22 protein-coding genes and 1 tRNA gene are annotated in these 24,311 nt (G+C 67.7%); 14 read left to right on the top strand and 9 right to left on the bottom strand.

The genetic code is table 11. The features are described 5' to 3' along the window. Positions 1-145: 145 nt before the first annotated feature. The 4 genes from AQ619_RS17015 to acs form a co-directional block, all read right to left on the bottom strand. Positions 146-2,983 (bottom strand): M16 family metallopeptidase, encoded by a 2,838-nt coding sequence (locus AQ619_RS17015; RefSeq protein WP_062150468.1) that lies wholly within the window; start codon positions 2,981-2,983, stop codon positions 146-148. Between the two features lie 91 nt (positions 2,984-3,074). Next, positions 3,075-3,509 (bottom strand): thiol-disulfide oxidoreductase DCC family protein, encoded by a 435-nt coding sequence (locus AQ619_RS17010; protein ID WP_335338041.1) that lies wholly within the window; start codon positions 3,507-3,509, stop codon positions 3,075-3,077. Continuing rightward, positions 3,506-4,075, bottom strand: coding sequence for an SRPBCC family protein (locus AQ619_RS17005; protein WP_062150463.1), 570 nt, complete (start codon positions 4,073-4,075; stop codon positions 3,506-3,508). The genes AQ619_RS17010 and AQ619_RS17005 overlap by 4 nt, the downstream gene beginning before the upstream one ends. A 33-nt stretch (positions 4,076-4,108) precedes the next feature. Then, positions 4,109-6,049 carry an acetate--CoA ligase gene (acs, locus tag AQ619_RS17000; RefSeq protein ID WP_062151803.1) on the bottom strand — a complete coding sequence of 647 codons (1,941 nt, stop codon included), beginning with the start codon at positions 6,047-6,049 and terminating at the stop codon, positions 4,109-4,111. A gap of 130 nt (positions 6,050-6,179) precedes the next feature. Here acs and AQ619_RS16995 point away from each other — a divergent pair, with 130 nt between their 5' ends. Next, a complete protein-coding gene (locus AQ619_RS16995; RefSeq protein ID WP_062150460.1) occupies positions 6,180-6,932 on the top strand; it encodes a creatininase family protein in 753 nt (250 codons plus the stop codon). A gap of 31 nt (positions 6,933-6,963) precedes the next feature. On the opposite strand, the gene AQ619_RS16990 is transcribed toward AQ619_RS16995, so the two are convergent. The 5 genes from AQ619_RS16990 to tsaD form a co-directional block, all read right to left on the bottom strand. Next, positions 6,964-8,766, bottom strand: coding sequence for a methyl-accepting chemotaxis protein (locus AQ619_RS16990; protein WP_062150457.1), 1,803 nt, complete (start codon positions 8,764-8,766; stop codon positions 6,964-6,966). A gap of 110 nt (positions 8,767-8,876) precedes the next feature. Beyond that, positions 8,877-9,242 (bottom strand): Rieske (2Fe-2S) protein, encoded by a 366-nt coding sequence (locus AQ619_RS16985; protein ID WP_062150454.1) that lies wholly within the window; start codon positions 9,240-9,242, stop codon positions 8,877-8,879. Between the two features lie 8 nt (positions 9,243-9,250). After that, a complete protein-coding gene (locus AQ619_RS16980; protein ID WP_062150450.1) occupies positions 9,251-9,532 on the bottom strand; it encodes a YciI family protein in 282 nt (93 codons plus the stop codon). 12 nt (positions 9,533-9,544) lie between these two features. After that, positions 9,545-10,543, bottom strand: coding sequence for an NAD(P)H-dependent glycerol-3-phosphate dehydrogenase (locus AQ619_RS16975; RefSeq protein ID WP_062150447.1), 999 nt, complete (start codon positions 10,541-10,543; stop codon positions 9,545-9,547). After that, positions 10,540-11,637: a tRNA (adenosine(37)-N6)-threonylcarbamoyltransferase complex transferase subunit TsaD gene (tsaD, locus tag AQ619_RS16970; RefSeq protein WP_062150444.1), complete on the bottom strand. Its 1,098-nt coding sequence runs from the start codon at positions 11,635-11,637 to the stop codon at positions 10,540-10,542. Before tsaD ends, AQ619_RS16975 begins: the two co-directional genes overlap by 4 nt. A 71-nt stretch (positions 11,638-11,708) precedes the next feature. Here tsaD and hemC point away from each other — a divergent pair, with 71 nt between their 5' ends. The 13 genes from hemC to AQ619_RS16910 all read left to right on the top strand — a co-directional run bounded on the left by hemC (position 11,709) and on the right by AQ619_RS16910 (position 24,287). After that, positions 11,709-12,665, top strand: coding sequence for a hydroxymethylbilane synthase (gene hemC / locus AQ619_RS16965; RefSeq protein ID WP_062150441.1), 957 nt, complete (start codon positions 11,709-11,711; stop codon positions 12,663-12,665). Between the two features lie 3 nt (positions 12,666-12,668). After that, positions 12,669-13,364 carry a uroporphyrinogen-III synthase gene (locus AQ619_RS16960; protein ID WP_062150438.1) on the top strand — a complete coding sequence of 232 codons (696 nt, stop codon included), beginning with the start codon at positions 12,669-12,671 and terminating at the stop codon, positions 13,362-13,364. 42 nt (positions 13,365-13,406) lie between these two features. Next, positions 13,407-14,288: a COG4223 family protein gene (locus AQ619_RS16955; protein ID WP_174515182.1), complete on the top strand. Its 882-nt coding sequence runs from the start codon at positions 13,407-13,409 to the stop codon at positions 14,286-14,288. Further along, a complete protein-coding gene (locus AQ619_RS16950; RefSeq protein ID WP_062150433.1) occupies positions 14,285-15,820 on the top strand; it encodes a heme biosynthesis protein HemY in 1,536 nt (511 codons plus the stop codon). Before AQ619_RS16955 ends, AQ619_RS16950 begins: the two co-directional genes overlap by 4 nt. A 41-nt stretch (positions 15,821-15,861) precedes the next feature. Further along, positions 15,862-15,937: transfer RNA gene (locus AQ619_RS16945), tRNA-Thr, on the top strand. A 164-nt stretch (positions 15,938-16,101) separates the two neighbouring features. Beyond that, the gene (locus AQ619_RS16940; protein ID WP_062150430.1) at positions 16,102-17,352 is read left to right on the top strand and encodes a tyrosine-type recombinase/integrase; all 1,251 of its coding nucleotides are present in this window, start codon (positions 16,102-16,104) and stop codon (positions 17,350-17,352) included. Between the two features lie 65 nt (positions 17,353-17,417). Further along, positions 17,418-18,125, top strand: a complete 708-nt coding sequence (locus tag AQ619_RS19220; RefSeq protein ID WP_166504292.1) for a hypothetical protein — start codon at positions 17,418-17,420, stop codon at positions 18,123-18,125. Positions 18,126-18,362: 237 nt separating this feature from the next. After that, a complete protein-coding gene (locus tag AQ619_RS16935; RefSeq protein ID WP_062150427.1) occupies positions 18,363-18,551 on the top strand; it encodes a helix-turn-helix domain-containing protein in 189 nt (62 codons plus the stop codon). After that, complete coding sequence (locus tag AQ619_RS16930) at positions 18,538-18,996, top strand: helix-turn-helix domain-containing protein (RefSeq protein WP_084746126.1); 459 nt, start codon at positions 18,538-18,540, stop codon at positions 18,994-18,996. Before AQ619_RS16935 ends, AQ619_RS16930 begins: the two co-directional genes overlap by 14 nt. A gap of 17 nt (positions 18,997-19,013) precedes the next feature. Next, positions 19,014-20,114 (top strand): site-specific integrase, encoded by a 1,101-nt coding sequence (locus AQ619_RS16925; RefSeq protein ID WP_062150422.1) that lies wholly within the window; start codon positions 19,014-19,016, stop codon positions 20,112-20,114. A gap of 276 nt (positions 20,115-20,390) precedes the next feature. Next, positions 20,391-21,212 carry a hypothetical protein gene (locus AQ619_RS16920; RefSeq protein WP_062150418.1) on the top strand — a complete coding sequence of 274 codons (822 nt, stop codon included), beginning with the start codon at positions 20,391-20,393 and terminating at the stop codon, positions 21,210-21,212. Between the two features lie 61 nt (positions 21,213-21,273). Continuing rightward, complete coding sequence (locus tag AQ619_RS16915) at positions 21,274-23,016, top strand: PPC domain-containing protein (RefSeq protein WP_062150415.1); 1,743 nt, start codon at positions 21,274-21,276, stop codon at positions 23,014-23,016. 158 nt (positions 23,017-23,174) lie between these two features. Continuing rightward, complete coding sequence (locus tag AQ619_RS16910; RefSeq protein WP_062150413.1) at positions 23,175-24,287, top strand: formylglycine-generating enzyme family protein; 1,113 nt, start codon at positions 23,175-23,177, stop codon at positions 24,285-24,287. Positions 24,288-24,311: the final 24 nt, after the last annotated feature.

Below are 24,311 nucleotides of genomic sequence, written 5' to 3'. Positions count from 1 at the left end.
CACCGCAGGTTGCGGCCGCCGCGCCCAAGCCGGCGGCTGCAAAGGCCCCGGCCAAGGCCCCGGCGAAACCCAGACCGAAAGCCTGACACCCTGTCATCCCGGCTCACGCCGACGACGCGAACCGGGATGACAGGGTCTGGCCGTCCTACTTGCCCTTGGTCAGGGTCGGGCTGTCGAGATCCAGCTGGGCGGCCGGGATCACCGTGGCATTCGGCACGGCGCTCGCCAGGGTGTCGCCCATCTTCGTGCGGTCGCCGGCGATGATGATGCTGGCCCGGGCCGGATCCATATAGGCCTTGGCAAAGGCCTGGACGTCAGCAGCGCTGACCGCCTCGACCTTGGCCGCATAGCCCTGGATCTCGTTCAACGGCACGCCATAGACGGCCAGATTGCCCAGGATGTCCGCCAGGCCCTCCGACGTGCCCAGTTCGCGGCCGAAGCCCCCGACCAGGACCGACTTGCGGGCCGTCAGCTCGCCGGTCGAGGCCGGTTCGGCCGCCAGACGGGTCAGTTCGGCCTGGACCAGGCTGACCACCTGGCCGGCCGATTCGTTCTTGGTCTGGACCCGGGCCGAGAAGCCGCCGAACTGGCCCTGCGGGGTCAGGCTGGAACCGGCCCCGTAGGACAGGCCGCGCTTGATGCGGATTTCCTGGTTCAGACGCGAGGAGAAGCCGACTCCCAGAACGGCATTGGTCACCAGGCCTGCATAGTAGCTGGGATCGGCCCGGGTGATGGCCGGCTTGGCCAGGGTCACGGCCGCCTGGCCGGTGCCCGGCAGGTCGATCACCAGGTTGCGCGGCTTGTAGCCCGCCGGCGCGGCTGGCAGTGTCGGTGCCGGGGTCGCCGGCTTCTTCCAGCCGCCGAACGCCTTTTCGGCCAGGGCGAACCCGGCCTCGGGCGACAGGTTGCCGGTCAGGACCAGAACGGCATTGTCCGGTCGCCAGGCTGCGGCATGCATCTTGACGAGATCGTCCCGCTTGATCTTGGGCAGGGAGCCCGGCGTGCCGCCGGCCACATGGCCATAGGCCGAGCCGGCATAGAGCAGGGGCGCGCTGGCATAGGCCGCCAGCGAGCCGGGACGCTGATAGGCCACCGAGAGCCCGTCCAGGGTCTCGGTACGGACGCGGTCCAGTTCCTCGGCCTTGAAGACCGGGTTCTGGGCGACGTCCGCCATGATCGCCATGGCCGGCGTGGCCTTGTCGGCGATCACGCTGAGGGTCAGGGAGGCAGCCTCCCAGCCCGAGCCGGCCGCCAGATTGGCCCCCAGGGCCTCGGTCTGGCGGGCGATGTCGCCTGCGCTGCGGGTCTTGGTGCCTTCGGTCAGCAGCTCGGCGGTCAGGCTGGAGGCCCCGGCCAGGCCCGCCGGGTCGGCGCTGGCCCCGCCGCGAACCGTGAGGTCGGCGGTAATCAGGGGCAGGTCGCTCGACTTGGCGACAATCACCCGCAGGCCGTTGGCCAGGGTCTTTTCGACCGGGGTCGGCAGGACGGCGGCGATCGGTGCCGCGACGGCCGGGGCCTTCTGGCGCTCGGCCTCCGGGGCCAGGGTGGTGATCGTGCCATTGAACTTGACCGAGGCGACCTTCGGCGGAACCGGGGTGTTGTCCTTCTCGCCGGCCGGGCGGGCGGATTCCGGCAGATAGCGGATGGCGGTGCGGCGATCATCGGCCAGCCACTTTTTCGCAACCCGCTGCACGTCGGCGGCGGTCACGGTCTGGAGGTCGGCCAGGTTGGTATTGGCGCGGGCGGCATCACCGTCGGTCAGCAGGGCATAGCCGATGGCGAAGGCGCGTCCATCGATCTCTTCGCGGCGGCGTACCGCGTCGGCCAGCAGGCCGGTCTTGGCCTCGGCCAGCTCGGCCTCAGACGGCGGGGCGTCGCGCAGGCGGGCCACCTGGGCCAGGAGGGAAGCCTCACCCTGCTCGGCCGTCTTGCCGCCGGCCATCACGGCCCCGACATAGAAAAGGCCCGGCTGGGCATTGGTCGGCCCCGAGGAGAAGACCGACTGGGCGACCTTCTGGTCATAGACCAGGGTGTCATAGAGGCGCGACGACTTGCCGGCCGAGAGGATGGCGTCCAGCACGGCCAGGGCCGGGGCGTCCTTGTCGGCCGAGGCCGGGGCCAGCCAGGTGATCGCCACCGCCGGCAGCGGCACGTTCGGACCATAGGTATTGACGGTCTTCGGGCCGGTGCGGGGCGGCTCGACCACGGTGACCTTGGGCAGGGGCGCAGCCGGCGTCTTCAGCGGGGCAAAATACTTGTCGACCAGGGCCTGCAACTGGGCCTCGTCGAAATTGCCGGCCACGATCAGGGTGGCATTGTCCGGGCGATAATAGGTGGCGTGGAAGGCGCGGACGTCATCGACCGTGGCCGCGTCCAGTTCTTCGATCGAACCGATGCCGGGACGCTTGTAGGGGTGGGTGGTGAAGGACTGCTGGGGCACATAAAGCGCAAAAAGCCGGCCATAGGGATCGGCCAGAACCCGCTGGCGCAGCTCTTCCTTCACGACATCGCGTTCCGAGGCGAACACCGCCTCGTCGATGACCAGAGAGCCCAGGCGATCAGCCTCGGCCCAGAGCAGGCGCTCCAGATGGTTGGCCGGCACCACCTCGTAATAGTTGGTGAAGTCGTCATAGGTGGAGGCGTTGTTGAAGCCGCCGACATCTTCGGTGAGGCGGTCGATCGACTCGTTGGGCATGTTGCGCGTGGCCTTGAACATCAGATGTTCGAAGAGGTGCGCAAAGCCCGAACGACCCTCCGGGTCGTCCTTGGAGCCGACGCCGTACCAGACCTGGACCGTGACATTGGGCGTGGTCGTGTCGCGGGCGGTGAACACCTTTAGGCCATTGGCCAGCACCCGCTCCTTGTAGGCGATCGGCGGCACGCTGATCGAGGCGGTCGCGGGGGCGGCAAAGGCCAGGGGCGACAGGGCGGTGGTCGAAAGGGCCAGCGCCACGAGGGCGGCCTTGGCGACAGGACGGATCATTCGGAAGAGCTCCAGCAAACGCGGTTACTGCGACCCTAGCACCGCGCCAGCCGGGCGAAAGCTTACCGTCTTGTCATGAAGCGGGGCCGGATCACCCGGGCGGCGGCTCCAGGATGAACCGGGCGCGTACGGCGGGCGAGGGGACCATGCACACTGCCTTCTTGCCCATCAGGCGGTAGCGGTTGGCCGCGAGCCAGTCATAGGCCCTGTCCATGGGGCGGCGTGGCAGGCGGTCGATGAAGGCCAGCCAGCGCCAGGGCGCTCGCATGCGGCGGAGCAGCGCCCCGATCGCGGCGGTCTTGGCCAGGGCCTGGCCGCGATCCAGAAAGAGGAAGCTGTCCGGATGGTCGGGATCGATGCCGTGGGCGAGGGCCAGCTGGCGGCCATAGGGGGACTGGATCGGGGTGAACCGGATGACCCCCTCGCGATCGAGCCGCAGGACCAGGGCTACCGAGCCCGAACAGAGATTGCAGACCCCGTCGAAAAGCCAAAGGCTGTCCGGGGGATCCTGCGGCCCCGGGATCACTCGACCTCCAGGCATTCGCGGCGCAGGGCCTTGAGGGCGTCCGGCACATCGCGGCGCATCAGGCTGCTGAGCAGGGGTGCCGACAGGGCAAAGGGCGCAGCGGCCCACATTTCATAGGTGACGCGGGTGGCGGTCCCGCCGCGGATCGGCTCCAGGCTCCAGGAGCCTTCGCAGGCGCGGATGTCGCCGCCGACGCAGGTGAAACGGATGCTGCGGTCCGGCTCCAGATCGATCCGCGAGGTCGACTTCAGGGCCGGCAGGAAGAAGCTCCACTTGACGAGGTGCTCGCGCAGTTCCGACCGGCCATTCGCCGCGCGGGTCAGGACCCGGCAGCGCTTGACCCCCGGGGTCATCCGCGCCGCCCGGTCGCAGTCGAGAATGGTCCGCCAGACCACTGAGGCCGGGGCGGGAATATCGATGGCGGCCCTGACCATGCCGCCCCGGCCCTGGGCGTCGGCATGGGCCTCGATCGGGATCTCGCCCAGGTTCAGCCGCTCGGCCCAGCCGGCATCAGCCAGGGCCGGGCTGGCCAGGAGGAGCAGGATGAGGGAAATCCGACGGCGCATCGCGCAGAGGCTAACGCGCCAGACGGCGTTCGGTTAGGCCCCGGCGCGGTTTTTTACCAGATCGTCGACGACCGACGGATCGGCCAGGGTCGAGGTGTCGCCCAGACTGCCGAGTTCGTTCTCGGCGATTTTGCGCAGGATGCGGCGCATGATCTTGCCCGAGCGGGTCTTGGGCAGGCCCGGGGCCCACTGGATGATGTCGGGGGCTGCGAACGGCCCGATCTCGTGGCGAACCCAGAGAATCAGCGCCTTGCGCAGGTCGTCGGTCGCCTCGGTGCCGGCATTCAGGGTCACATAGGCATAGACGCCCTGGCCCTTGATATCGTGCGGATAGCCGACCACGGCGGCCTCGGCGACGGTCTCGTGGGCGACCAGGGCGCTCTCGATCTCGGCCGTGCCCAGGCGGTGGCCCGAAACATTGATCACGTCATCGACCCGGCCGGTGATCCAGTAATAGCCGTCGGCGTCGCGGCGGCAGCCGTCGCCGGTGAAGTACTTGCCGGGATAGGTCGAGAAATAGGTGTCGAAGAACCGGCCATGGTCGCCATAGACCGTGCGCATCTGGCCGGGCCAGCTGTCGGTGATCACGAGGTTGCCCTCGGTGGCCCCGTCCAGGACCTGACCCTCGGCGTCGACCAGCTGCGGCTTGACGCCGGGCAGGGGCTTGGAGGCTGACCCCGGCTTGAGGTCGGTGGCACCGGGCAGGGGCGTGATCAGCATGCCGCCGGTCTCGGTCTGCCACCAGGTGTCGACGATCGGCAGTTTCCCCTTGCCGACCACGCGGTGGTACCAGAGCCAGGCTTCCGGATTGATCGGCTCGCCGACACTGCCCAGCAGGCGCAGGCTCGAAAGATCGTTCTTGGTGACGTGCTCGTCGCCCTCCCGCATCAGGGCCCGCAGCGCCGTGGGGGCGGTGTAGAAGATCTCGACCCTGTGCTTGTCGATCACCTCCCAGAAGCGGCTGGGGGTCGGATAGTTGGGCACGCCTTCGAAGATCAGGCTGGTCCCGCCATTCGAGAGCGGACCATAGACCACATAGGAGTGGCCGGTGACCCAGCCGACATCGGCCGTGCACCAGAAGACTTCACCGGGCTTGTAGTCAAACACTGCCCAGAAGGTCCACGAGGCCCAGGCCAGGTAGCCGCCGGTGGTGTGCAGCACGCCCTTGGGCTTTCCAGTCGAGCCTGAGGTGTAGAGGATGAACAGCGGGTCCTCGGCATTCATCGGCTCGGGCGCGCAATCGGCCGAAACCGTCTCGCGGACCTCCTGCCAGATGATGTCGCGGCCATGCACCAGCGGCACGTCCGCCCCGGTCCAGCGCACCATCAGCACCTTGCCGACCCACGGGCAGTGCTTCAGGGCCTCGTCGATATTGGCCTTCAGCGGCACGCGCTTGCCGCCGCGCTTGCCCTCGTCGGCGGTGATCACGAAGTGCGAGGCACAGTCCTGGATCCGCCCGGCAATGCTGTCGGGCGAGAAGCCGCCGAACACCACCGAGTGAACCGCCCCGATGCGGGCGCAGGCCAGCATGGCCACGGCGGCGATCGGGATCATCGGCAGATAGATGGTCACCCGGTCGCCCTTCTGGACGCCCTGCGCCTTGAGGACATTGGCCATGCGGCAAACCTCCTCATGCAGCTGGCCATAGGTCAGGCTGTCGGAGGTTCCCGGCTCGTCGCCCTCGAACACCAGGGCGACATCGTCCCTCTTGTGGGGCAGGTGACGGTCGATGCAGTTGGCGCTGACATTGAGCACCCCGTCGGCGTACCAGCGGATGCGGAAGTCGTCCTTGTCGAACGAGACGTCCTTGATCTCGGTGGGAGCCTGGATCCAGTCGAGCCGGGCGGCGATCTCGCGCCAATAGGCTTCCGGATCGGCCTCGACGCGGGCGAGAGCGACGTCATAGGCGAGGGCGTCGATATGCGCCTCGCGCGCCAGGGCCTCTGGAACCGGGAAAACCTGTCCGTCGCTCACGCCATTCACTCCCTTGGTCTTGTTGCGGCCGGAGTATGCGAAGGGTGTGTCGGCGCGCAAGGATACCATTAGGGTTTCTTGCGTGGCCGTCGCGCGCTATGCCGGTTTGCGCCCTGTTCAGGAGTTTTCGATGCTGCTCGCCCTCTCCACCTGGTCCGAGATCGAGACCTTTCTGAAAACCAGCAAGACCGTGGTGGTGCCGATCGGCTCCAATGAGCAGCACGGCCCCACGGGTCTGCTCGGCACCGACTGGTTGTGTCCGGAAATCATTTCGCACGAGGCCCAGAAGCTTTCGGACACCGTGCTGGTGGCCCCGACCTTCAATATCGGCATGGCCCAGCACCACCTGGCCTTTCCGGGCACCATCTTCCTGCGCCCCTCGACCTTCATCGCCGCGATCGGCGACTGGGTGCGGTCGCTGGGCGCGCATGGCTTTGAGCGGATCTATTTCCTCAATGGCCACGGCGGCAATGTCGCCTCGATCGAGGCGGCCTTTTCAGAGATCTATGCCGATTACAGCTTCCGCGGCACGCGGGCCCCGTTTGCCCTGAAGCTGAAGAACTGGTGGGACCTGGCCGGCGTCAATGCCCTGGCCAACCGGCAGTTTCCCGTCGGCCATGGCAGCCATGCCACCCCGTCCGAGATCGCGGTGACCCAGTGGGCCTATCCGCAGTCGATCAAGACCGCCGCCTATGAGCCGCAGATCGCCCCGACCGGTCCGATCCGTGAAGCCCTGGATTTCCGGGCCCGCTATGCCGACGGTCGCATGGGGTCCGACCCGGCCCAGGCCACGCCGGAAAAGGGTGGCGAGCTGGTGGCCATGGCCGCCCAGTCTCTCATTGAAGACCTGGCGGCCTTTGCGGCCGAGACGGCCCCAGCCTAGGAACGCAAGGTCTGCTGGCCCCGAAAGCGGCCTAAGCCGCCCGACGGTGAGCGACGTGGCCACCGGCGATCCGCAGCTCGCCCATGCGCTCGGCCAGGCGCGTGGCCTCCTGGGCCAGGGCGTGGCTGGCGGCGGTGGTCTCCTCCACCATGGCGGCGTTCTGCTGGGTGACCTGGTCCATCTGGTTCATGGTCGTATTGACCTCGGCCAGGCCACGGGCCTGTTCCTGGGTGGATGCGGCCATGGCGCTGACCAGGGCGTCGATCTGGTCGACCTCATCGGCAATGGCGCGCAGGGCCTCGCCGGCCTTGCCGACATATTCGACACCCTGACCGACCTCGGCCGCGCTGGTGGCGATCAGGGTCTTGATCTGCTTGGCCGCGTCGGCCGAGCGCTGGGCCAGGGCCCGGACTTCCTGAGCGACGACCGCGAAGCCACGGCCGGCCTCGCCGGCCCGGGCGGCCTCGACCCCGGCATTCAGGGCCAGAAGATTGGTCTGGAAGGCGATCTCGTCGATGACGCCGATGATCTGGCCGATCTGGCTGGAGGATTTCTCGATCGCGCCCATCGCACTGACCGCCTGGCCCACGACGGCGCCGCTGTTGCCGGCGGCGGCCCGGGCCTGCTCGACCACCTTGCGGACCCGCGTCGCCCCTTCGGCCGTCTGACGCACCGTGCTGGTGATCTCGTCGAGGGCCGCGGCGGCTTCTTCCAGGCTGGCGGCCTGGTGCTCGGTGCGGCGGGACAGGTCGTCGGCGGCCTCGGTGATCTCGGCCGTACCGCCATGGATCATCGACACCCCTTCCAGAGAGGCCGCGATCACGCCTGAAAGCTTGTCGACAGCGGCGTTGTAGTCGATGCGCAGGCGCTCATAGCCCTCGGGGAAATGTTGATCGATGCGGTGCGACAGGTCGCCGTTCGACAGGTGGCGCAGGGCATCGCCGAGATTGCCGACCACGGCATTCTGGGCCGCATCTTCAGAGGCCCGACGGGCCTCGGCGGCCCGGCGTTCGGTCTCCAGGGCCTCGCGGACATCATTGGCTTCGAGCTCCTTCTGTCGCGCCTCGACCGCGTCGCGGAAGGCATGGACGGCGGTGGCCATCTCGCCGATCTCGTCCTTGCGACCCACTTTCGGCAGAACCACCGAGAAGTCACCGGCCGCCAGTCGCCGGAGGCAGCGGGTGATCTCGGACAGGGGCGCGATCAGGACCCTCTGGGCCGCCAGGATCAGGCCGACGGCCAGGGCGGCGGCCGACAGCAGTAGGGCCCCCATCAGGATCTCGCCCAAGTCCCCCAGGCGGCGGGCGGCTTCGGCATCGCGGGTGGCGGCCGCCTCAATGCGCTCCGAGGCCTGTTCCATCTTGTCTTCAAGGGCGGAGAACTGGGTGTTGAAATCCGGCAGCAGGCCACGGGCCTCGATGGGACTTGTATCGGCGATGGCCACTAGGCCCGAGGCGGAGGCAATGTAGGCGCCCAGCGGGGCCTCGACGTCCTTCAGGGCGGACTTGATGGCGGGATCATGGGCGAGCTTTTCTGCGGTCTTGATGTCCTCTTCGAAGGCCGCGACATGTTCGGCCAGATCGGCCCGAACCGTCTTGATGTCGAAGCCCAGGGCCGGGTCGCTGGACATGATCGCGCCACCGACGTCGCCCCGCAGGGCGTCATGCATCATGTCGGCATGCATGTGCTGTCGCAGGATCTGGGCTGATGTGGAGGCGCGCTCCAGGGCCTTGTCGAGGCTGAAAGCCACCCAAAGCCCGGTGCCCGCTGTCGCCGCGCACAGCAGTGCCGCGCCGCCGCATGCTCCGATGATCTTCTGACCCAGTGACGCCATCTGCCTGTCTCTCCCGCAAGGACTCGGATCCGCAGGGCCAGATCATGGGGACGACATGTCTAACGGGTCTTAACTCTACCTTGGCGGCGCAGCGACAAAACGTCGCGCGCTCAGGTCGTGTAAACCTCGCCCGCCTCAACCAGCACGGGCCAGGGCGTCAGGGTCTGGCCGGGGCAGGGGCCCGCCACACAGACCCCGTCCTCGATCCGGAACAGGGCCGCGTGGCCGCCGCACAGGATCAGGTCACTGTTTCGGGTCAGGTACTGGCCGGCAAAGCCCGCCATCGGCCAGCCGGCATGTGGACAACTGTCGACATAGCCGAACACCGCCTCGCCCTGGCGCACGACAAAGCCGGCGAACATCGCCTCGCCGTCGCGAAACCGGAAGCCCTTGGCTCCGGGCGAGGGGATCTCGTCCAGGGCGCAGAGCCGGGTTCCGGCCGCCGGACGCGCCCTGTTGTCGGGATCGGAGCGCATAGGGATGGCTAGAGCTCGCCGATCGCCAGGCGCCAGGGACGGACCTCGACGCTGGCAAACACCCCCGCCAGGGTGAAGGGGTCGTTGTCGGCCTGGGCCTGGGCGGCTGCAAGATCGTCGGCCTCGACGATCAGCAGCGAGCCGATCGGATTGCCGTCCTCGCCGAGCAGGGCCCCGGCCAGTTTCAGGCCCAGGCAGCCCTTCAGATAGGCGAGATGCACGGGGCGCGTGGCGAGGCGCGTCTCGAGGGCACCGGGCTTGTCCTTGCAGGTGATGGCGAAGAGGGGCATCGGGCGCTCCAGTCAGGCTTCGGATTTCAGGGGCCGCGACAGCAGTCCGGCAATGGCGGCATCGACCTGGGCCTCACCGGCCAGGATGGCGGCGACAGCCTGACAGATCGGCATTTCGACCCCCAGGCGCGTGGCGAGATCGCGCACGGCCGGGGCCGAGGCGACGCCCTCGGCAACCGACAGCTTGCCGGCCAGGGCTTCGGTCAGGGTCATGCCGCCGCCCAGGGCCAGGCCGACACTCATGTTGCGGGACTGCGGGCTGGAGCAGGTCAGGACGAGATCGCCCAGGCCACAGAGGCCGGCGACGGTCTCAGCCCGGGCCCCCAGGGCCATGGCCAGGCGGGTCAATTCGGCAAAGCCGCGGGTGATCAGGGCGGCGTGGGCGCTGCGCCCCAGACCCTTGCCCTCGACGATGCCGCAGGCGATGGCCAGCACGTTCTTGACCGCCCCGCCGGCCTCGGCCCCGATCATGTCGCCGGCGATATAGGGGCGGAAGGTCGGGGTGGCGATGGCCTCGGCAATGGCCCGGCCCAGGGCCTCGTCCTCACAGGCCAGGGTGACAGCGGTCGGCAGGTTCCGCGCCACCTCGCCGGCGAAGCTGGGACCTGACAGCACGGCCAGAGGCGCGTCCGGCAGGGTCTCGGCGGCGACCTCGGTCATCAGTTTCAGCGTGCCCTGCTCGACGCCCTTGGCGCACAGCACCACGGGGGTACCGGCGCGAAGATGCGGGGCCAGGGCCTTGAGCGCTGATCGCAGGTGCTGGGCCGGGGCCACCGCCAGGATCAGGTCGCAGGAGGACAGACCGGCCATGTCGGCGACAGCGGCAATCTCGGGCTCCAGGGCGACGCCGGGCAGGAACAGGGTGTTCTCACGCCGGGCGGCGATGCTCTCGACCACCTCCGGCTCGCGGGCCTGAAGGGTGACGGCGAGGCCCGCCCGGGCGCAGACCTGGGCCAGGGCGGTGCCCCAGGCGCCGGCGCCGATCACGCCTGCATGCTTGAAGCGGTTCATGCCTTGGCTCCCTTGCGGCCGAAACTGCTACTCGGATGGGACAGGGCCGACGCCTCATCAAGGGGCCAGCGGGGACGGGCGACGGCGTCCAGGTCGTCGACAAGGCCCAGGGCCAGCCGCTCGGCACCGGCCAGGGCGATCATCGCCGCATTGTCGGTGCAATAGGCCAGGGGCGGGGCGTCGAACGAGAACCCGTTGTCGTCGCAGTTCTTCCTCAGGGCCGCCTTGACCGCGCCATTGGCGGCGACACCGCCGGCGACGACGAAGCGCAGGGCCTGGCCGGGGTGGCTGTCGCGATAGAGCTTCATCGCCCGGTCGGTGCGTTCCGACAGCTGGCGGGCGATGGCAGCCTGGACGGCGGCGGCTAGATCGGCCCGTGATGTCTCGTCGGTGATCTTTTCGGCCTGGCGCGCGGCGGCGGTCTTCAGGCCCGAGAAGGAGAAGTCGCAGTCCTTGCGGCCGAGCAGGGCGCGGGGCAGCTCGAACTTCGATGGATCGCCCGTGGCCGCCAGCTTTTCCAGGGCCGGGCCGCCCGGATAGGGCAGGCCCAGGGACTTGGCGATCTTGTCGAAGGCCTCGCCAGCGGCGTCGTCGATCGTGGTGCCCAAGCGCGTACAGGCCCCGACCCCGGCGACCTCCAGCAGCTGGCAGTGCCCGCCGGAAACCAGCAGCAGCAGAAAGGGATAGGGAATGTCCGCCCCCAGCCGGGCCGAGACCGCATGGCCTTCCAGGTGATTGACCGCCACAAGGGGTACATTGCGGGCCAGGGCCACGGCCTTGCCGAAGGCCAGGCCGACCATCACCCCGCCGACCAGGCCCGGCCCGGCAGTGGCGGCCACGCCGTCGAGGGCGTCAAAGCCGATTCCGGCCGCACGCATCGCCTCGGCGGCAATAGCGTCTATGGCCTCGACATGGGCGCGGGCGGCGATTTCCGGCACCACCCCGCCGAACGGGGCGTGCTGCTCGAACTGGGTGCCGATGATCGAGGACAGCACCGTGATCTGGCCGTCGTCCGTCCGGCGCACGACCGCCGCCGCCGTCTCGTCGCAGCTGGTCTCGAGGCCAAGGAGGGTCAGGCTCTTGGGGTTCGGCATTCGGTTGCGGGGTTCCCGCCGCTCCTGTAGCAGCGATGGCTTCAATCGTCTCCGCAGGTAACGTCCCGACCGTGTCCCGGCAACCTCCCATCCGAATTGGCGCCCGCGGCTCCAAGCTGTCCCTGGCCCAGTCCGGCCTCATGCAGGCGCGGATCGCCGCCGCCCTGGGTGCGGCTCCGGGCGAGGAGGAGGCCTATGCGCCCCTGATTCCGATCGTCACCTCCGGCGACCGCATCCAGGACCGCCGCCTGATGGAGATCGGCGGCAAGGGCCTGTTCACCAAGGAGATCGAGGAGGCCCTGCTCGACGGCCGCATCGACTGCGCCATCCATTCGCTGAAGGACATGCCGGCGGAGCTGCCGCCCGGCCTGGTCCTCGCCGCCACGCCCGAGCGGGAAGATCCGCGCGATGCTTTCATCAGCCCGGTCTGCGCACGGCTGGAAGACCTGCCCCACGGCGCGCGCCTCGGCACCGCCTCGCTGCGGCGTCAGGCCCAGGCCCTGCATGTGCGGCCCGATCTGCAGATCGTCATGCTGCGCGGCAATGTCGATACCCGGCTGGCCAAGCTGGAGCGGGGCGAGGCCGATGCCATCCTGCTGGCCCAGTCAGGTCTGAACCGGTTGGGTCTGGGCCATCTGCCCAACAGCTGGCTCGACCCCGTCGCCTGTCCGCCGGCTCCCGGTCAGGGGGCCCTGGTTATCGAGACCCGACTTGAGGACGTTGGGGCTGACTGGCTCGAGGCCGTGCGCTGCCGTCCCACCACGATCTGCGTCGCCGCCGAGCGCGGTGCCCTGTTCGCCCTCGAAGGCTCCTGCCGCACGGCGGTCGGGGCCCATGCGGTGCTCGATGGCCCGAAGCTCTCGATGATCGTCGAGGCCCTGACGCCCGACGGGGCCCGGCGCTTCCGCCGCCAGGGCGAGACGACGCTCGACGGCGCGGACGACATCGCCGCCGCCCGCGCCCTGGGCCTGTCGCTGGGTGCAGCAGTGCGGGCCGAGGGCGGTGACGCCCTGATCCTGCCGGACTAGGCCATGACAGCGGGCGGCACGGTCTGGATCACCCGCGCCCGCCCCGGGGCCGAGGCCACCGCCGGTCGGGTCGAGGCCCTGGGCTATGCGCCGTTGATCGACCCCCTGCTGGAGATCCGCAGCCTGGCACCGGCGGTCACGCTCGACGGCATCGCGGCCCTGGCCTTTACCAGCGTCAATGGGGTCGAGGCCTTTGCCCGACTGAGCCCCGCCCGGACCCTGCCGGTCTTTGCGGTGGGCGAGGCCACGGCCGCATCCGCCCGGGCTGCGGGCTTTGCCCCGGTGTCCAGTGCCGACGGCGACGTGGCGGCCCTGGCTGCTCTGATCGAAAAGGTGCGGCCCGGGCCCGTGCTCGCGGTCGGGGCTCTTGAGCCCGCCGCCGACCTGCCCGCCCTGCTGGCCAGGGCCGGACTGCAGGCCCGGGCCCTGGCGGTCTATGCCGCGATCGACCGCCTGCCCGCTGCTCCCACCCTGGCAAGACTTCCTGACCTGAAGGCCGTTCTGCTGCAGTCGCCCCGGGCCGCCAGGGGGCTGGCCGCGATCCTCGAGCAACATCCGGCCCCGACCCTGCGGGCCCTGTGCCTGTCGCCGGCGGTGGCCGAGCCGCTGGCGGCAGCGACCCGGTCCGGCCACCTCGGCTCTGTGGCCCTGGCGCCGCGACCGCGCGAATCCGCCCTGCTCGATCTCCTCGCGCGATAGCTGCACATTGCGCAGCGATGCGGCGTGGGGCACGAATGGCACATGAACGCCGCACACGATCCCGCTGAAATCGTCACCCCCAGCGATCCCGCGCTGTATGCCCGCCGCCGTCCCCTGCTCGGACCGGGCTTCTGGGCGATGATCGCGCTCTGCCTGTCCTGCATCCTTCTCGGAGCTCTGGTCACCCGGTTCGGGCCGAGCTGGTTCCCGGTCGCGACCCAGGTGGACCGACAAATCCAGGCCGCGCCCAGTCCGACCCCGCCGTCCGCGCGCTTGCCGGTCGGCTCGCCCCTGCCGGTGGAGGCCGCTGCGCCGGTGCCCGCAGCACCGGTCGTCGAGGTCGAACGTCTGGAAGCCCGAATCGCGGCCCTCGAATCCGGCCAGAAGGGCGTGCTCGACGCTGCCGCAGCAGCCTTGGCCGCAGCCTCCCTGGCCGAGGCCGCCCAGACCACGGGCCCCTTCGACGAGACCCTGGCCAGCCTGGGCCGGGTCCTGCCGATGTCACCCGACCTGCGCGCCCTGACCCGCCTGGCCCAGACCGGGGCCCCGACCCGGGCCGGTCTGGCGGCCGAGTTCGAGACCCTGGCCGGCCGCGCCGCCACCGCCGCACGCGACCCCGGCGAAGACGCCGACCTGCTGGCCCGCATTCGCTACGCCCTGTCCGGCATCGTCTCGATCCGCCAGGTCAGCTCGACGCGCGGCTCGACGCCGGACGCCATGCTGGCCCGGGCCCAGCGCCTGCTCGATGCCGGTGAAGTCGAGGCCGCGATCCGGGCCCTCGACCCCCTGCCTGATTCGGCCAGGGTGGTGCTGTCGCCGTGGCTGGCCTCGGCCGAGCGCCGGGTCGAGGTCGATCGCCACGTGGCGGCGATCCGGGCCGACGCCCTGGCGGGCCTCGCCCAGGTGACGCGGGCTGCCCCATGATCCGCGCCGCCTTTGTCCTGTTCCTCGTCGCGGCCGTCGCCGTCGCCACCGTGGCCCTGATGGGCGAGCCGGGCCGGGCCCATCTCGACTGGATGGGCTGGCGGGTCGAGATGACCGCCGCCGCCGCCGCCCTGCTCACCCTGTTCTCCGCCCTGCTGGCCACGGTCCTGTGGCGGGGCCTGATCTGGGTGATCGAGGCCCCGCGCCGCGCCGCCCTCGCCCGGGCTGAGAACAAGCGTAAGCAGGGCGTTGAAGCCCTGTCGCGCGGCTTTCTCGCCGTGGCGGCGGGCGACGGCTCCGAGGCCCGTCGCCTGGCCCAGAAGGCCGCCGACCTGGCCGAGGATACACCGGCCCTGGTTCGGGTCCTCGCGGCCCAGGCGGCCGAGACGGCCGGCGACCATGTCGCCGCCAAGTCCGCCTATTCGGCCATGCTCGGCTTTCCCGAAATGCGCCTGGCCGGCCTGCGCGGCCTGATGCAGACGGCCTTGGCCGAGGGTGACCGCCTGGCCGCCGTGCGCCATGCCGAGACCGCCTTTGGCCTGGCGCGCACGGCACGCTGGGCCTGGCGGGCCCTGCTAGAATCCCGGCTCGAGGCCGGCGACTGGGTCGCGGCCCTCGACCTCGCTCAGAGCGCCCTCGACCGCAAGATCGTGCCGCCGGTCGTGGCCGAGCGGGCCCGGGCGGCCCTTCTGGCCGCCTCGGCCGCCAGCCTCGAAGGGTCCGAAGAGCCCCGCAAGCGCAGCCAGGCCCTCGACTTCGCCACCCAGGCCGTCAAGCTCAAGCCCGACTTCGCCCCCGGCGTGATCATGGCCTCCCGCCTGCTGTCCGCCGAAGGCAAGACCGCCAAGGCCGGGCAGCTGATCGAGGCCGCCTGGAAGAGCGCGCCGCACCCGGCCCTCTGGCTGGCCTATCGCGACCTGAAGACCAATGAGACGCCCAAGGCCCGCGCCGCCCGGCTGGCCGCCCTGGCGGCCCTGAAGCCCGAGGCCCGCGAAAGCCGCATCCTGCGGGTCGAGAGCGGCCTGGTCGGCGGCGATCCGGTGGCAGCCCGCGCTGCGGCTCGCCTCCTTGATGACGAGGCCCCCACAGCCCGTTTCGCCGGCCTGATGGCCCGGGTAGCCTTTGCCAATGGCGAGGCCGACGAGGCCCGCGCCTGGATCGCCCGGGGCACTGCCGCCCCTCAGGAGCCCGACTGGTCCGACCTGGATCCGGAAGGCCGCGCCTTCGCCTATGGCCGCGAGGACTGGGCCCGCCTGGCCGTCAGCTACGCCGAGACCGGTGAGCTGATCCATCCTCGCCATGAGCGGCGTGAGCGGACCATGAACGATCTGCCCGAGCTGCCGTCGGCCTATGTGGAATCGACGCCCTTCGTCCGCGCGGCCGAGGTCGGCGGTCCCCTGATGCCGATCCCTGACGACCCCGGCGTCTATGACGCGCCGGCCCTGCCGGAGCCCTCCGGCGAGGGTCCGGCGCCGCGCCGTGGCACAGGTGCACGTAGACGCTTGGCAAGTGGCCCGCGCGCCGCTAAATAGGCGCCTCCTCGCGCCGGGGCCTTGCCTCGAACGCGCTGTGGGCCGCTTTAGCTCAGCTGGTAGAGCACATCATTCGTAATGATGGGGTCAGGTGTTCGAGTCACCTAAGCGGCACCACCACCCTGTTCGCCACCGGTCGCCGGTGTGTAGACAAACCCAACAAAAACAAGGATATTCTCACTTCAGCGGTCGCTGTTGATCGCCGACGTTTGCCCGCAGTCGTACCTCAACGGGGGTTTTTCTGGGGGTACTCCCAAGGCGACAAAACGAGATACCCCCAAATGGCCCTGACCGATACAGCGATCCGGGCGGCCAAGCCCCAGGCCAAGGCCTACAAGCTCGCCGACGAAAAGGGCCTGTTTCTTCTCGTTTCGCCATCGGGCGGGTTGCTCTGGCGCATGAAATTTCGCGTCAACGGCGTCGATGACAGCGGCCAACCAAAGCGAATTGAGAAGCTTTTGTCGTTTGGGGCCTATCCGGAGGTCAGCCTGAAGATGGCGCGTGCGCGCCGTGACGAGGCGAGAGGGCAACAGGCCGACGGCGTCGATCCCGCACTCAAAAAGCAGCAGGCCAAGCAGGCGGCGAAATCTGCCGCCGTTCAGACCTTTGCGGTGGTCGCCCGTGACTGCATCGAGAAGAATCGTCGAGAGGGACTAGCAGAGGCGACCCTGGCAAAACGCGCCTGGTTCCTGAAACTGGTCAGCCCTAGCCTTGGCAATCGGCCGATTTCGGAAATCCAGCCCATCGACGTGCTGCAGGCCGTCAGGCCGATTGAGGCCAAGGGAAAGCTTGAAAGCGCTCGCCGAACCCTTGAGTTCATAGGTCAGGTTTTCCGCTTTGCGGTGGCCAATCAACTCGTGCCCGCTGATCCGACTCGCGATCTTCGCGGCGCGCTGACCGCGCCAAAGCCCAAGCACCTTGCTGCGATCCTGGAACCCAAACAGGTCGGTGAGCTTCTCAGGGCCATCGACGGCTATCGCGGCGGCATGACGACGCAAATCGCCCTGTCCCTGTCGCCGCATGTGTTTGTCAGGCCTGGGGAGCTGCGGAAGGCGGAGTGGAGCGAGATCGACCTCGAGGGCGCTGTCTGGCGCATTGCCGCCCACAAGATGAAGGCGCGCCAGGAACACGCCGTTCCGCTTTCCCGGCAGGCGGTCGCCCTTTTCCGGGCGGCGCGCGATCTGACCGGACACGGCCGCTATGTCTTCCCGTCCATTCGTACTCCGGCGGATCACATGTCGGAAAACACGGTCAATGCGGCTTTGCGGCGTCTTGGCTTTTCCGGCGACGAGATGACGGCCCATGGCTTCCGCGCCATGGCTTCAACCCTGTTGAATGAATCGGGGAAGTGGCAGCCTGATGCTATCGAGCGGGCTCTGGCCCATAAGGACCGAGATCCAATCCGCGCAGCTTATCACCGTGGCGCGCACTGGGCGGAGCGCGTGCAGATGGCCCAGTGGTGGAGCGATTATCTGGATCAGCTCCGGCGAGACGGCGCTGTCGTGCCGATACGGCGACCGGCCCAGCGCTAGGCTGCTGAGTTCACAACCCCGGGTGATTAGGTCAGGCTTCGCGCGACGAATCATGGAACGCGCGAATGCAGAACATCGATTTTTGGAAACTGTCGGACGAATTTTCGGTGATGAACGCAGCTTTGCTATTCGCCGGCTTCCCTCCGGGAGACGTCGAGGACGCATCCGATACCTTACTTGAGAAAAACTATCCCGGATATGTCGCGACTAGAACTGCCCTATGTGGAGCCATTCTCGCCGAGCGTATCGAGCCAGTTTATTCAGCCTATTATGAGCAAGGGCACTCGAATGAAAGAGTCGTGGATGTGAGGCGGACACTGCTATCTGTCTATGATCTCGACAGGTTTTTTAGGGCGAGAGGCTATATCTGCGAGCATTTTATTAGGCCGACTTCATCGCACCTAGACGGGCATGCCGCCTCGCATCCACAATTTTCGGCCAAGTTGGCCGCAGCTAACAAGGCGTGGAGCGCAGTGACTTCCAATCCCAGCCTTTTGGCCGGTAAGTCACCAAAGCAAGCTCTGAAAAAATGGCTGACCGAGAACGCTGGCGATCTCGGTCTGACAGGCAAAGATGGCAAGCCAAACGCCACCGGCATTGAAGAAATCTGCAAGGTCGCAAACTGGAAGCCCGAGGGCGGGGCGACTCCGACGCCCTCGCCCAATGGCCCGCCCCCATCAAGCGGACTAATTCTGGTGCCAAGCACAAGAGTTAGCCAAGCGCCAAGGCGAGAGGCGTTCGTCGCTGATCTAGATGACGAGATCCCCTTCTAAGGTCGCTGTCAGCTATAAGGTTGGTTCGCGCTGGGCCCACCCCCTAGTACAGCGAACCCACCCTACCCCCAGGACTAACCCACCCCAGGCCTGGACTGTCCGCGCTCTTCAAGTCTGGGCTGGGTTAAACGTCTGTCAGGGCTAGAGTTTTCTTCGTCCCGCCCAGCTATCGACGATCCGCGACGCACCACAAGTTCGTAGGCGTTCACCAACGCTCTAGCGAACAGGAGATTCTCCGTGGAGCCGATCGCCCTATCCATCAACGATACCGCCAAGACCCTCAGCTTGGGCAGAACGTCGATTTACCTCCTCATCCGCGAGGGGCGGCTGGAGACGATCAAGCTGGGCCGGCGGACCCTGATCAAGACCGTGTCGGTTCGCCGCCTGATGGGTCTTGAGCAGGGCGTCGCCAATGACGCGGCCTAATCCGAGCCGGGCCAAGCTGCATCGGGCCTACACCGTCGAAGAGGTGGCCCGTCTCTACGGGGTTCATCGTAATACGGTACGGAACTGGTGCGACAGGGGTTTGCCCACCCTCGACAGCGGTCGCCCGCTGCTGATCCAGGGGCGGGACCTGCGCACGTTCTTGCAGGCCCGCCGTGCCCAGGCCAAGCGACCCTGCCCACCCGGCGCGATCTACTGCTTCCGATGCAAGGAGCCCCGCGTCCCCGCCGACGCGAGGGCTGTCTTCGAGGCCAGTGCGACCAAGGCGGGGACGCTTAAAGCGATCTGCGCGACCTGCGGCGCGCGGATGTTCCGCCGGGCCCGAGAGGCGACTTTGCCTGACATCCTGCCCGGTGTGGCCATCCAGATCATGGAGGCGGAGCGACACATAGAAGAGCGCCCAACCCCCTTCATGATTTGTGACTAGAGAAAGGACGAACCGACGTGGCCAAACACAACCCGGCGAACGAGCGCATCAAGCGCGCCTATTTCATCTATCTCCGCGAAGCTCGGAGGCGAAACGACGCTTCAATTGATGCTGTCGCCAAGGCCCTGGCGCGCTTCGAAGACGCTACCGCATGCAAGGATTTTGGCAAGTTCCACCGCGAACAGGCCGTGGCCTTCAAGCGCAAGCTGGACGAGATGACGGCCGCCCGCAGCGGCGAACGTCTCAGCCGGGCGACGGTTCATTCCACCCTGTCGGCCCTGCGCAGCTTTTTCATCTGGCTGGCTGATCAGTCCGGCTACAAGCGCAAGATCAGCTATTCCGATGCTGACTATTTCAACCTCGCCGAAAAAGACGTTCGGATCGCGCGCGCCTTTCGCGAGAAGCCGTTCCCGACGCTCGCCCAGGTCAATCACGTCCTGACCACCGCCCCGGCACAAACCGACATCGAGAAGCGCGACAGGGCCCTGATCGCCCTGATCCTGCTGACCGGCGCGCGCGACGGCGCGGCCGCGTCCCTGCGGCTTAAGCATCTTAATATCGCCGAGGGGCGGCTGGATCAGGATGCGCGCGAGGTGAAGACCAAGTTCTCCAAGACTTTCACAACCTGGTTCTTCCCCGTGGAGGGCCCGGCACGGGATGTCCTGGCCGAATGGGTCGCCCATCTGCGCGACACCCTGCTGTGGAGCGATAGCGACCCCCTGTTTCCCGCGACCCAGATGATAGTTGGGCCGGAGGGCGGCTTCGTGGCGGGCGGTCTGAAGCGCGAAGCGTGGAGCACCGCCGAACCGATCCGGCGCATCTTCCGCCAGGCCTTTGAGCGCGCCGGCCTGCCCTACTTTAAGCCGCACTCGCTGCGCGACACCCTGGTTCAGTTTGGGGAGCAGACGTGTCGATCGCCGGAAGAGTTCAAGGCCTGGTCGCAGAACCTGGGCCACGAGAAGGTGATGACGACATTTTCCAGCTATGGCGCGGTGGCGTCGCACCGGCAGGCAAGCTTGATCCGGGGGCTAGGCCAGCGAGGCATAGGCGCTGAAGAAACGATGAACCCAAGGCTCAGGAGCCTGCTCGCTGAGTTGGCCCGTGAAATCCCAGCATGAGTTAGAAGGAAGGCTCGGAACGTTCCGCTTTTGATTCTTAGGCGACCTTGGCAAGGTCAGCTTGCGGGCAGCGTCTGTAGGCGCGATTGAAGGACCTAACCTTGGAAAGGTTCGCGCTAGGTGCTGCTAGTGTCTAGAAGCGTGTGGCATCGGCTAGATCCAGCAGTCTGCGGCGCGGCCCGAGGCTGCAGAACGCGAATTGTACGTCAGGCGAATGCGACTCGCGGTCGTCGATAGCTCTGCTAGGCTTGCAGAGACGATAGAGCTGGGGGGGGGATGCGTCGCCTGATCGTGACTTTGTTCGCAAGTCTGGCCTTTGTAGTGGCCACGACGCCGGTCGCCATCGGTCTTTGGGCCGGGTCGGCCGCCCTGGCAGACTCCCGCACATCTGATGGCTCGCTCGCGCCCAAACCCCGGGACGCCAGTCCCGTCCGGGCTGAGGAACTGGCCTGCCCCGCCTCGGCGAACGGAGCGCCACGGCGTCTTGCCCACTTCATCGTCTACGGTCGGGACGGCGAGCACTTCGCCCACCTCCCGCCGGAGATGATGAGTTTGCGCGAGGCCGCCGCTCGCAAGACCGCGATCGAACTGGCGGCTTCCGGCCGGCACGGTGCCGGGGTCAAGGTGAGTTACGGCGTCATCGACCGACCTGGCAGCTGCGGCTTTCTATATTTGGAAGGGCCGTCAGACCGGACCTACGGCCTGGCGCAGGGCTCGCGCGAGTATCTGGACAAGCGGCGAGGGGATATTCTCCGCGTCGGCGGACGGCTGGTCACCGGCATCGAGTGCCCGGTCGAGTCCGCCCCACGGTACACGCCGTCCGCAGTTGCTATCGATGCGCTGGGCCAGAAGCTTGGCCACTGGACAGCCTACGGATCTAGCCGCGATAGCGCCTGCCAGGCGGCGGAAGCCTGCCTCCAAGGTTCAGTCCAGGCGCAAGGGGCGCGGATCGTGTCTGGCAGCATGGTCGCCGACTCCTTGCGCAACTGCGATTGCGAGCCGGCTGCTGGCGGTATGCTCCGCTGCACTGCGAGCGGCATGGTCGCGCCCTGGAGGAAGGGGCCGGGCAATGACACTGCGATTGGAGTCCGGGGATAAGCGTGAGGGGGCGTTTTGGCGGCCACCGGATGATCGGTGGGCGGGGGGGTGTCGCCATACAATGCCGACTATTAATCTCGTCAACTTCGCAGGAATCGGACTCTGGAATTCGTTTGCCAAGCTCGAAATCAATGGCAAGGTCGACGCTATGAGGCAGGGGCTTCTCACCGCATCGCTGATCCTGATCGCCGCCCACGCGGCGTCAGCATACGCTCAATCATCCGTCGGGCCGGCGCTGGTGCGGCCTGCACCTATCCCCGACACTGGTGCCGTTGTGGGTGAACTGACCGCCGCAGCGCCGCGTACGCCTGACGGCAAGCCTTATGATTGCTATTCCATCGACACAACGGCCGGCAGCCGTTGGACGGTGACCATGAGCTCGGCGGCCTTGGACAGCGCCTTGCAGATTGCACGCGGCGCGCTGTGCTCGGCCGCCTCTTTGCAGCACCAGAACGACAATGTGTCGCCCGAAGGGAAGGACGCCCAGGTCAGCTTTACGGCCGTGGGCGGTCGCTATCTGATCCTAGCCCGCAGCAACACGGCCGATGGTGCGGGCCCTTATCAGCTCAGTGCGCTGTCGTCCGGCGGCCAGCAGACTGCCGGCGGGTCGGCAACCTCGCCCGTTGTCGATCGCCGCGCGCTTATGGAGCAACAGGTCGAAGTTCGGCGCGCACAAGTCGCTGCTGACGAGGCCGCCAAGCGCGCGGCTCAGGCCGCCTATCAGGCTCAGGTTGACGCAGCCGCCGCTGAGCAGCGCCGCAAGGCGCGTGAACGCTCGCAGGCCTTCAACGCTTTCCTCGGCGCGGCGGTCACCGTGATGGGAGAGGTCAATACGCAGTTGGCCGCCGAGAACGCGCGTCAGGCCTCTATCGCCGCCGCCCAGACCGCGCAACTCGTCCAACAGGCCGCCGCCCAGCGCCAGGCCCAAGCCAATGCGCAGGCTGCTCAAGCCCAGCGCGCCCAGGCGGCACAGTCCGGGCGTATCGCCACACAGGGTTCGGGAACGACGACCAGCCAGAGCACGGCAGGCCTTTACACCACTACGCCTCAGGGCCGGTTCATGGATCACGACGCAGCGATCCGCGCAGCCATCGCCGCTCAGCGCGGCGGCGGGGTTCCTGGGGCAGTCGGTCAACCGCAGCTAAACGCGCTGGAGCAGCAGCGCATCGCCGCCGCCAACCAGCAGGCGCGCTTGGCGCAGATCCAGGCCAGTGAGGCTGCCCGGGTCCAGCAGGAGCGCCTCGCCATGGCGCGCACTGCGGCCGGGAATTTCGATCGTGGGCCAGCGTCGTCGTCCTCCGGCCAGCAAGCCACATTGACCAACGGCGGAGCGGCGGCGAGCCCGATGCCGAGCCCGCCGTCCGGCGGCATGTCGACCGTCGGCCTTCGGCCGTTTAGGCCGGACGGAGATCCCGGCGAAGGGCGGCTGAGCCGCCCCGGCGTCGCTATTGGCCGCTGCCAGGCGAGCAGCGCGTCAGTAAACTATTCGATGGACAGCTTCATGGGCGGCGGAAAGGTCGCTGCGGCGCTCGCCTGGCAAGGTGATGCGAATTGCCAACCGCCTGGCGACGCGACGATCTGGCTGCGCGTGCAGGATGGTACCGCCTACGGATACGCGCGGGTTGACGGCGTGCTGCCGCGCGCCGGCGCGGTCGGTTCAGACATGGCCCGCATCCACGACTGGGACGAGATGTTCTGCAGCTTCAACGGCAATAGCCCGGGGCAATGCATGGACGCGGCGTCGGCCAAGCAACTCTGGACGAACGGTCGCGTGACCGGCTTCGAGGTGACATGGGGCGGTTGATCAGTGGGGCCTGCGGTTGGGCTGTCGGGGCCTTTTCCGCCCTTGTGTTCGCATCCGCTGCCGACTCCGCCCCCCTTCAATCGGGACAACCGATCACAGGTAAGCTTGGCGCGGACACGCCCCGCAATGCCAACTGGGACCGGCCCACTGAATGCCATGTGCTAGACACCCAGGCGGGTGAAACTTGGCAAATCGAGGCCAAAAACCACTCACCCAACCTATACAACAAGCCGGTCTGGGTTTCTGTCCATCGTGGTCAAACCTGCCTGGAGGGAACGCCCGAAATCCTTGGCAAGGCCAAGATGTTCGCCGGCACAGGCAGTTCGGAAGTCAAGATACTGTCGGGCGGCGGCCGCTACATGATTGGTGTGCATGCACAGTCGCCATTCACGGGTGCAGTCGGCTACATCTCGACTTTCGAATACACGCTCACCGCGACGCGAGGCGGTTCCGGCGGTGACCGTCTGGCACCAGGCGAGGTCGTCCAAGTCGCTGCCGATATCGGTCCAGCGACGGCCTCTACGGTGGCTTCTCGGGCCGACGCGACTACCGTCGCCGGCCAAACGATCAAGGACTGCCCGACCTGCCCAGAGATGTTGGTGCTGCCCGCCGGCCAGTTTATGATGGGTTCGCTGTCGACGGAAATCGGCCGTGGCCGTGATGAGGGCCCGCGCCACCCCGTCACCTTCACTGCACCTTTCGCCATCGGCCGCACAGAGGTCACCTTCGAGCAGTGGAACGTCTGCGTCGACGCCGGCGGATGTCTGCATCGGCCGGCCGACGAGGGCTGGGGACAAGCGACGCGCCCGATCATCAACGTGAGTTGGAGCGATGCTCGTGCCTATGCCGCCTGGCTGTCAGAGAGCACAGGCCAGAAGTATTTCCTGCCCAGCGAGAGCGAGTGGGAATATGCCGCGCGCGCCGGCGGAGACACCGCCTGGTCGACTGGCGACGCTATCATTATCGACGACGCCAACTTGCTAAGTCAGTTCGGGAAGACCGTGGCGGTCGGCGGCTTTCCGCCCAACGCCTTTGGCCTGCACGACATGCACGGCAACGTCGCTGAGTGGGTCCAGGATTGCTACGACGACACTGGCTATTTTGGCGCGCCCGCCGACGGAGGGGCCCGCACCGGAACCTGCGTGCGCGGGGTTGTACGCGGCGGTGGTTTTGCCGACGAACCGGCATTGACCCGTTCGGCTGCGCGCCGCCCCTCACCGCTAGGGCAGCGCTTGCCCAGCGTCGGGTTCCGTGTAGCGCGGGCGCTGTGACAATAGTGGATAAGTTGATGCTTA

Origin of the sequence: Caulobacter henricii (genome assembly GCF_001414055.1) — a bacterium.
Classification (GTDB): Bacteria; Pseudomonadota; Alphaproteobacteria; order Caulobacterales; family Caulobacteraceae; genus Caulobacter; species Caulobacter henricii.
The sequence above is the reverse complement of the archived record's forward strand: the minus strand, read 5'-3'. Positions and strand labels throughout refer to the sequence as shown.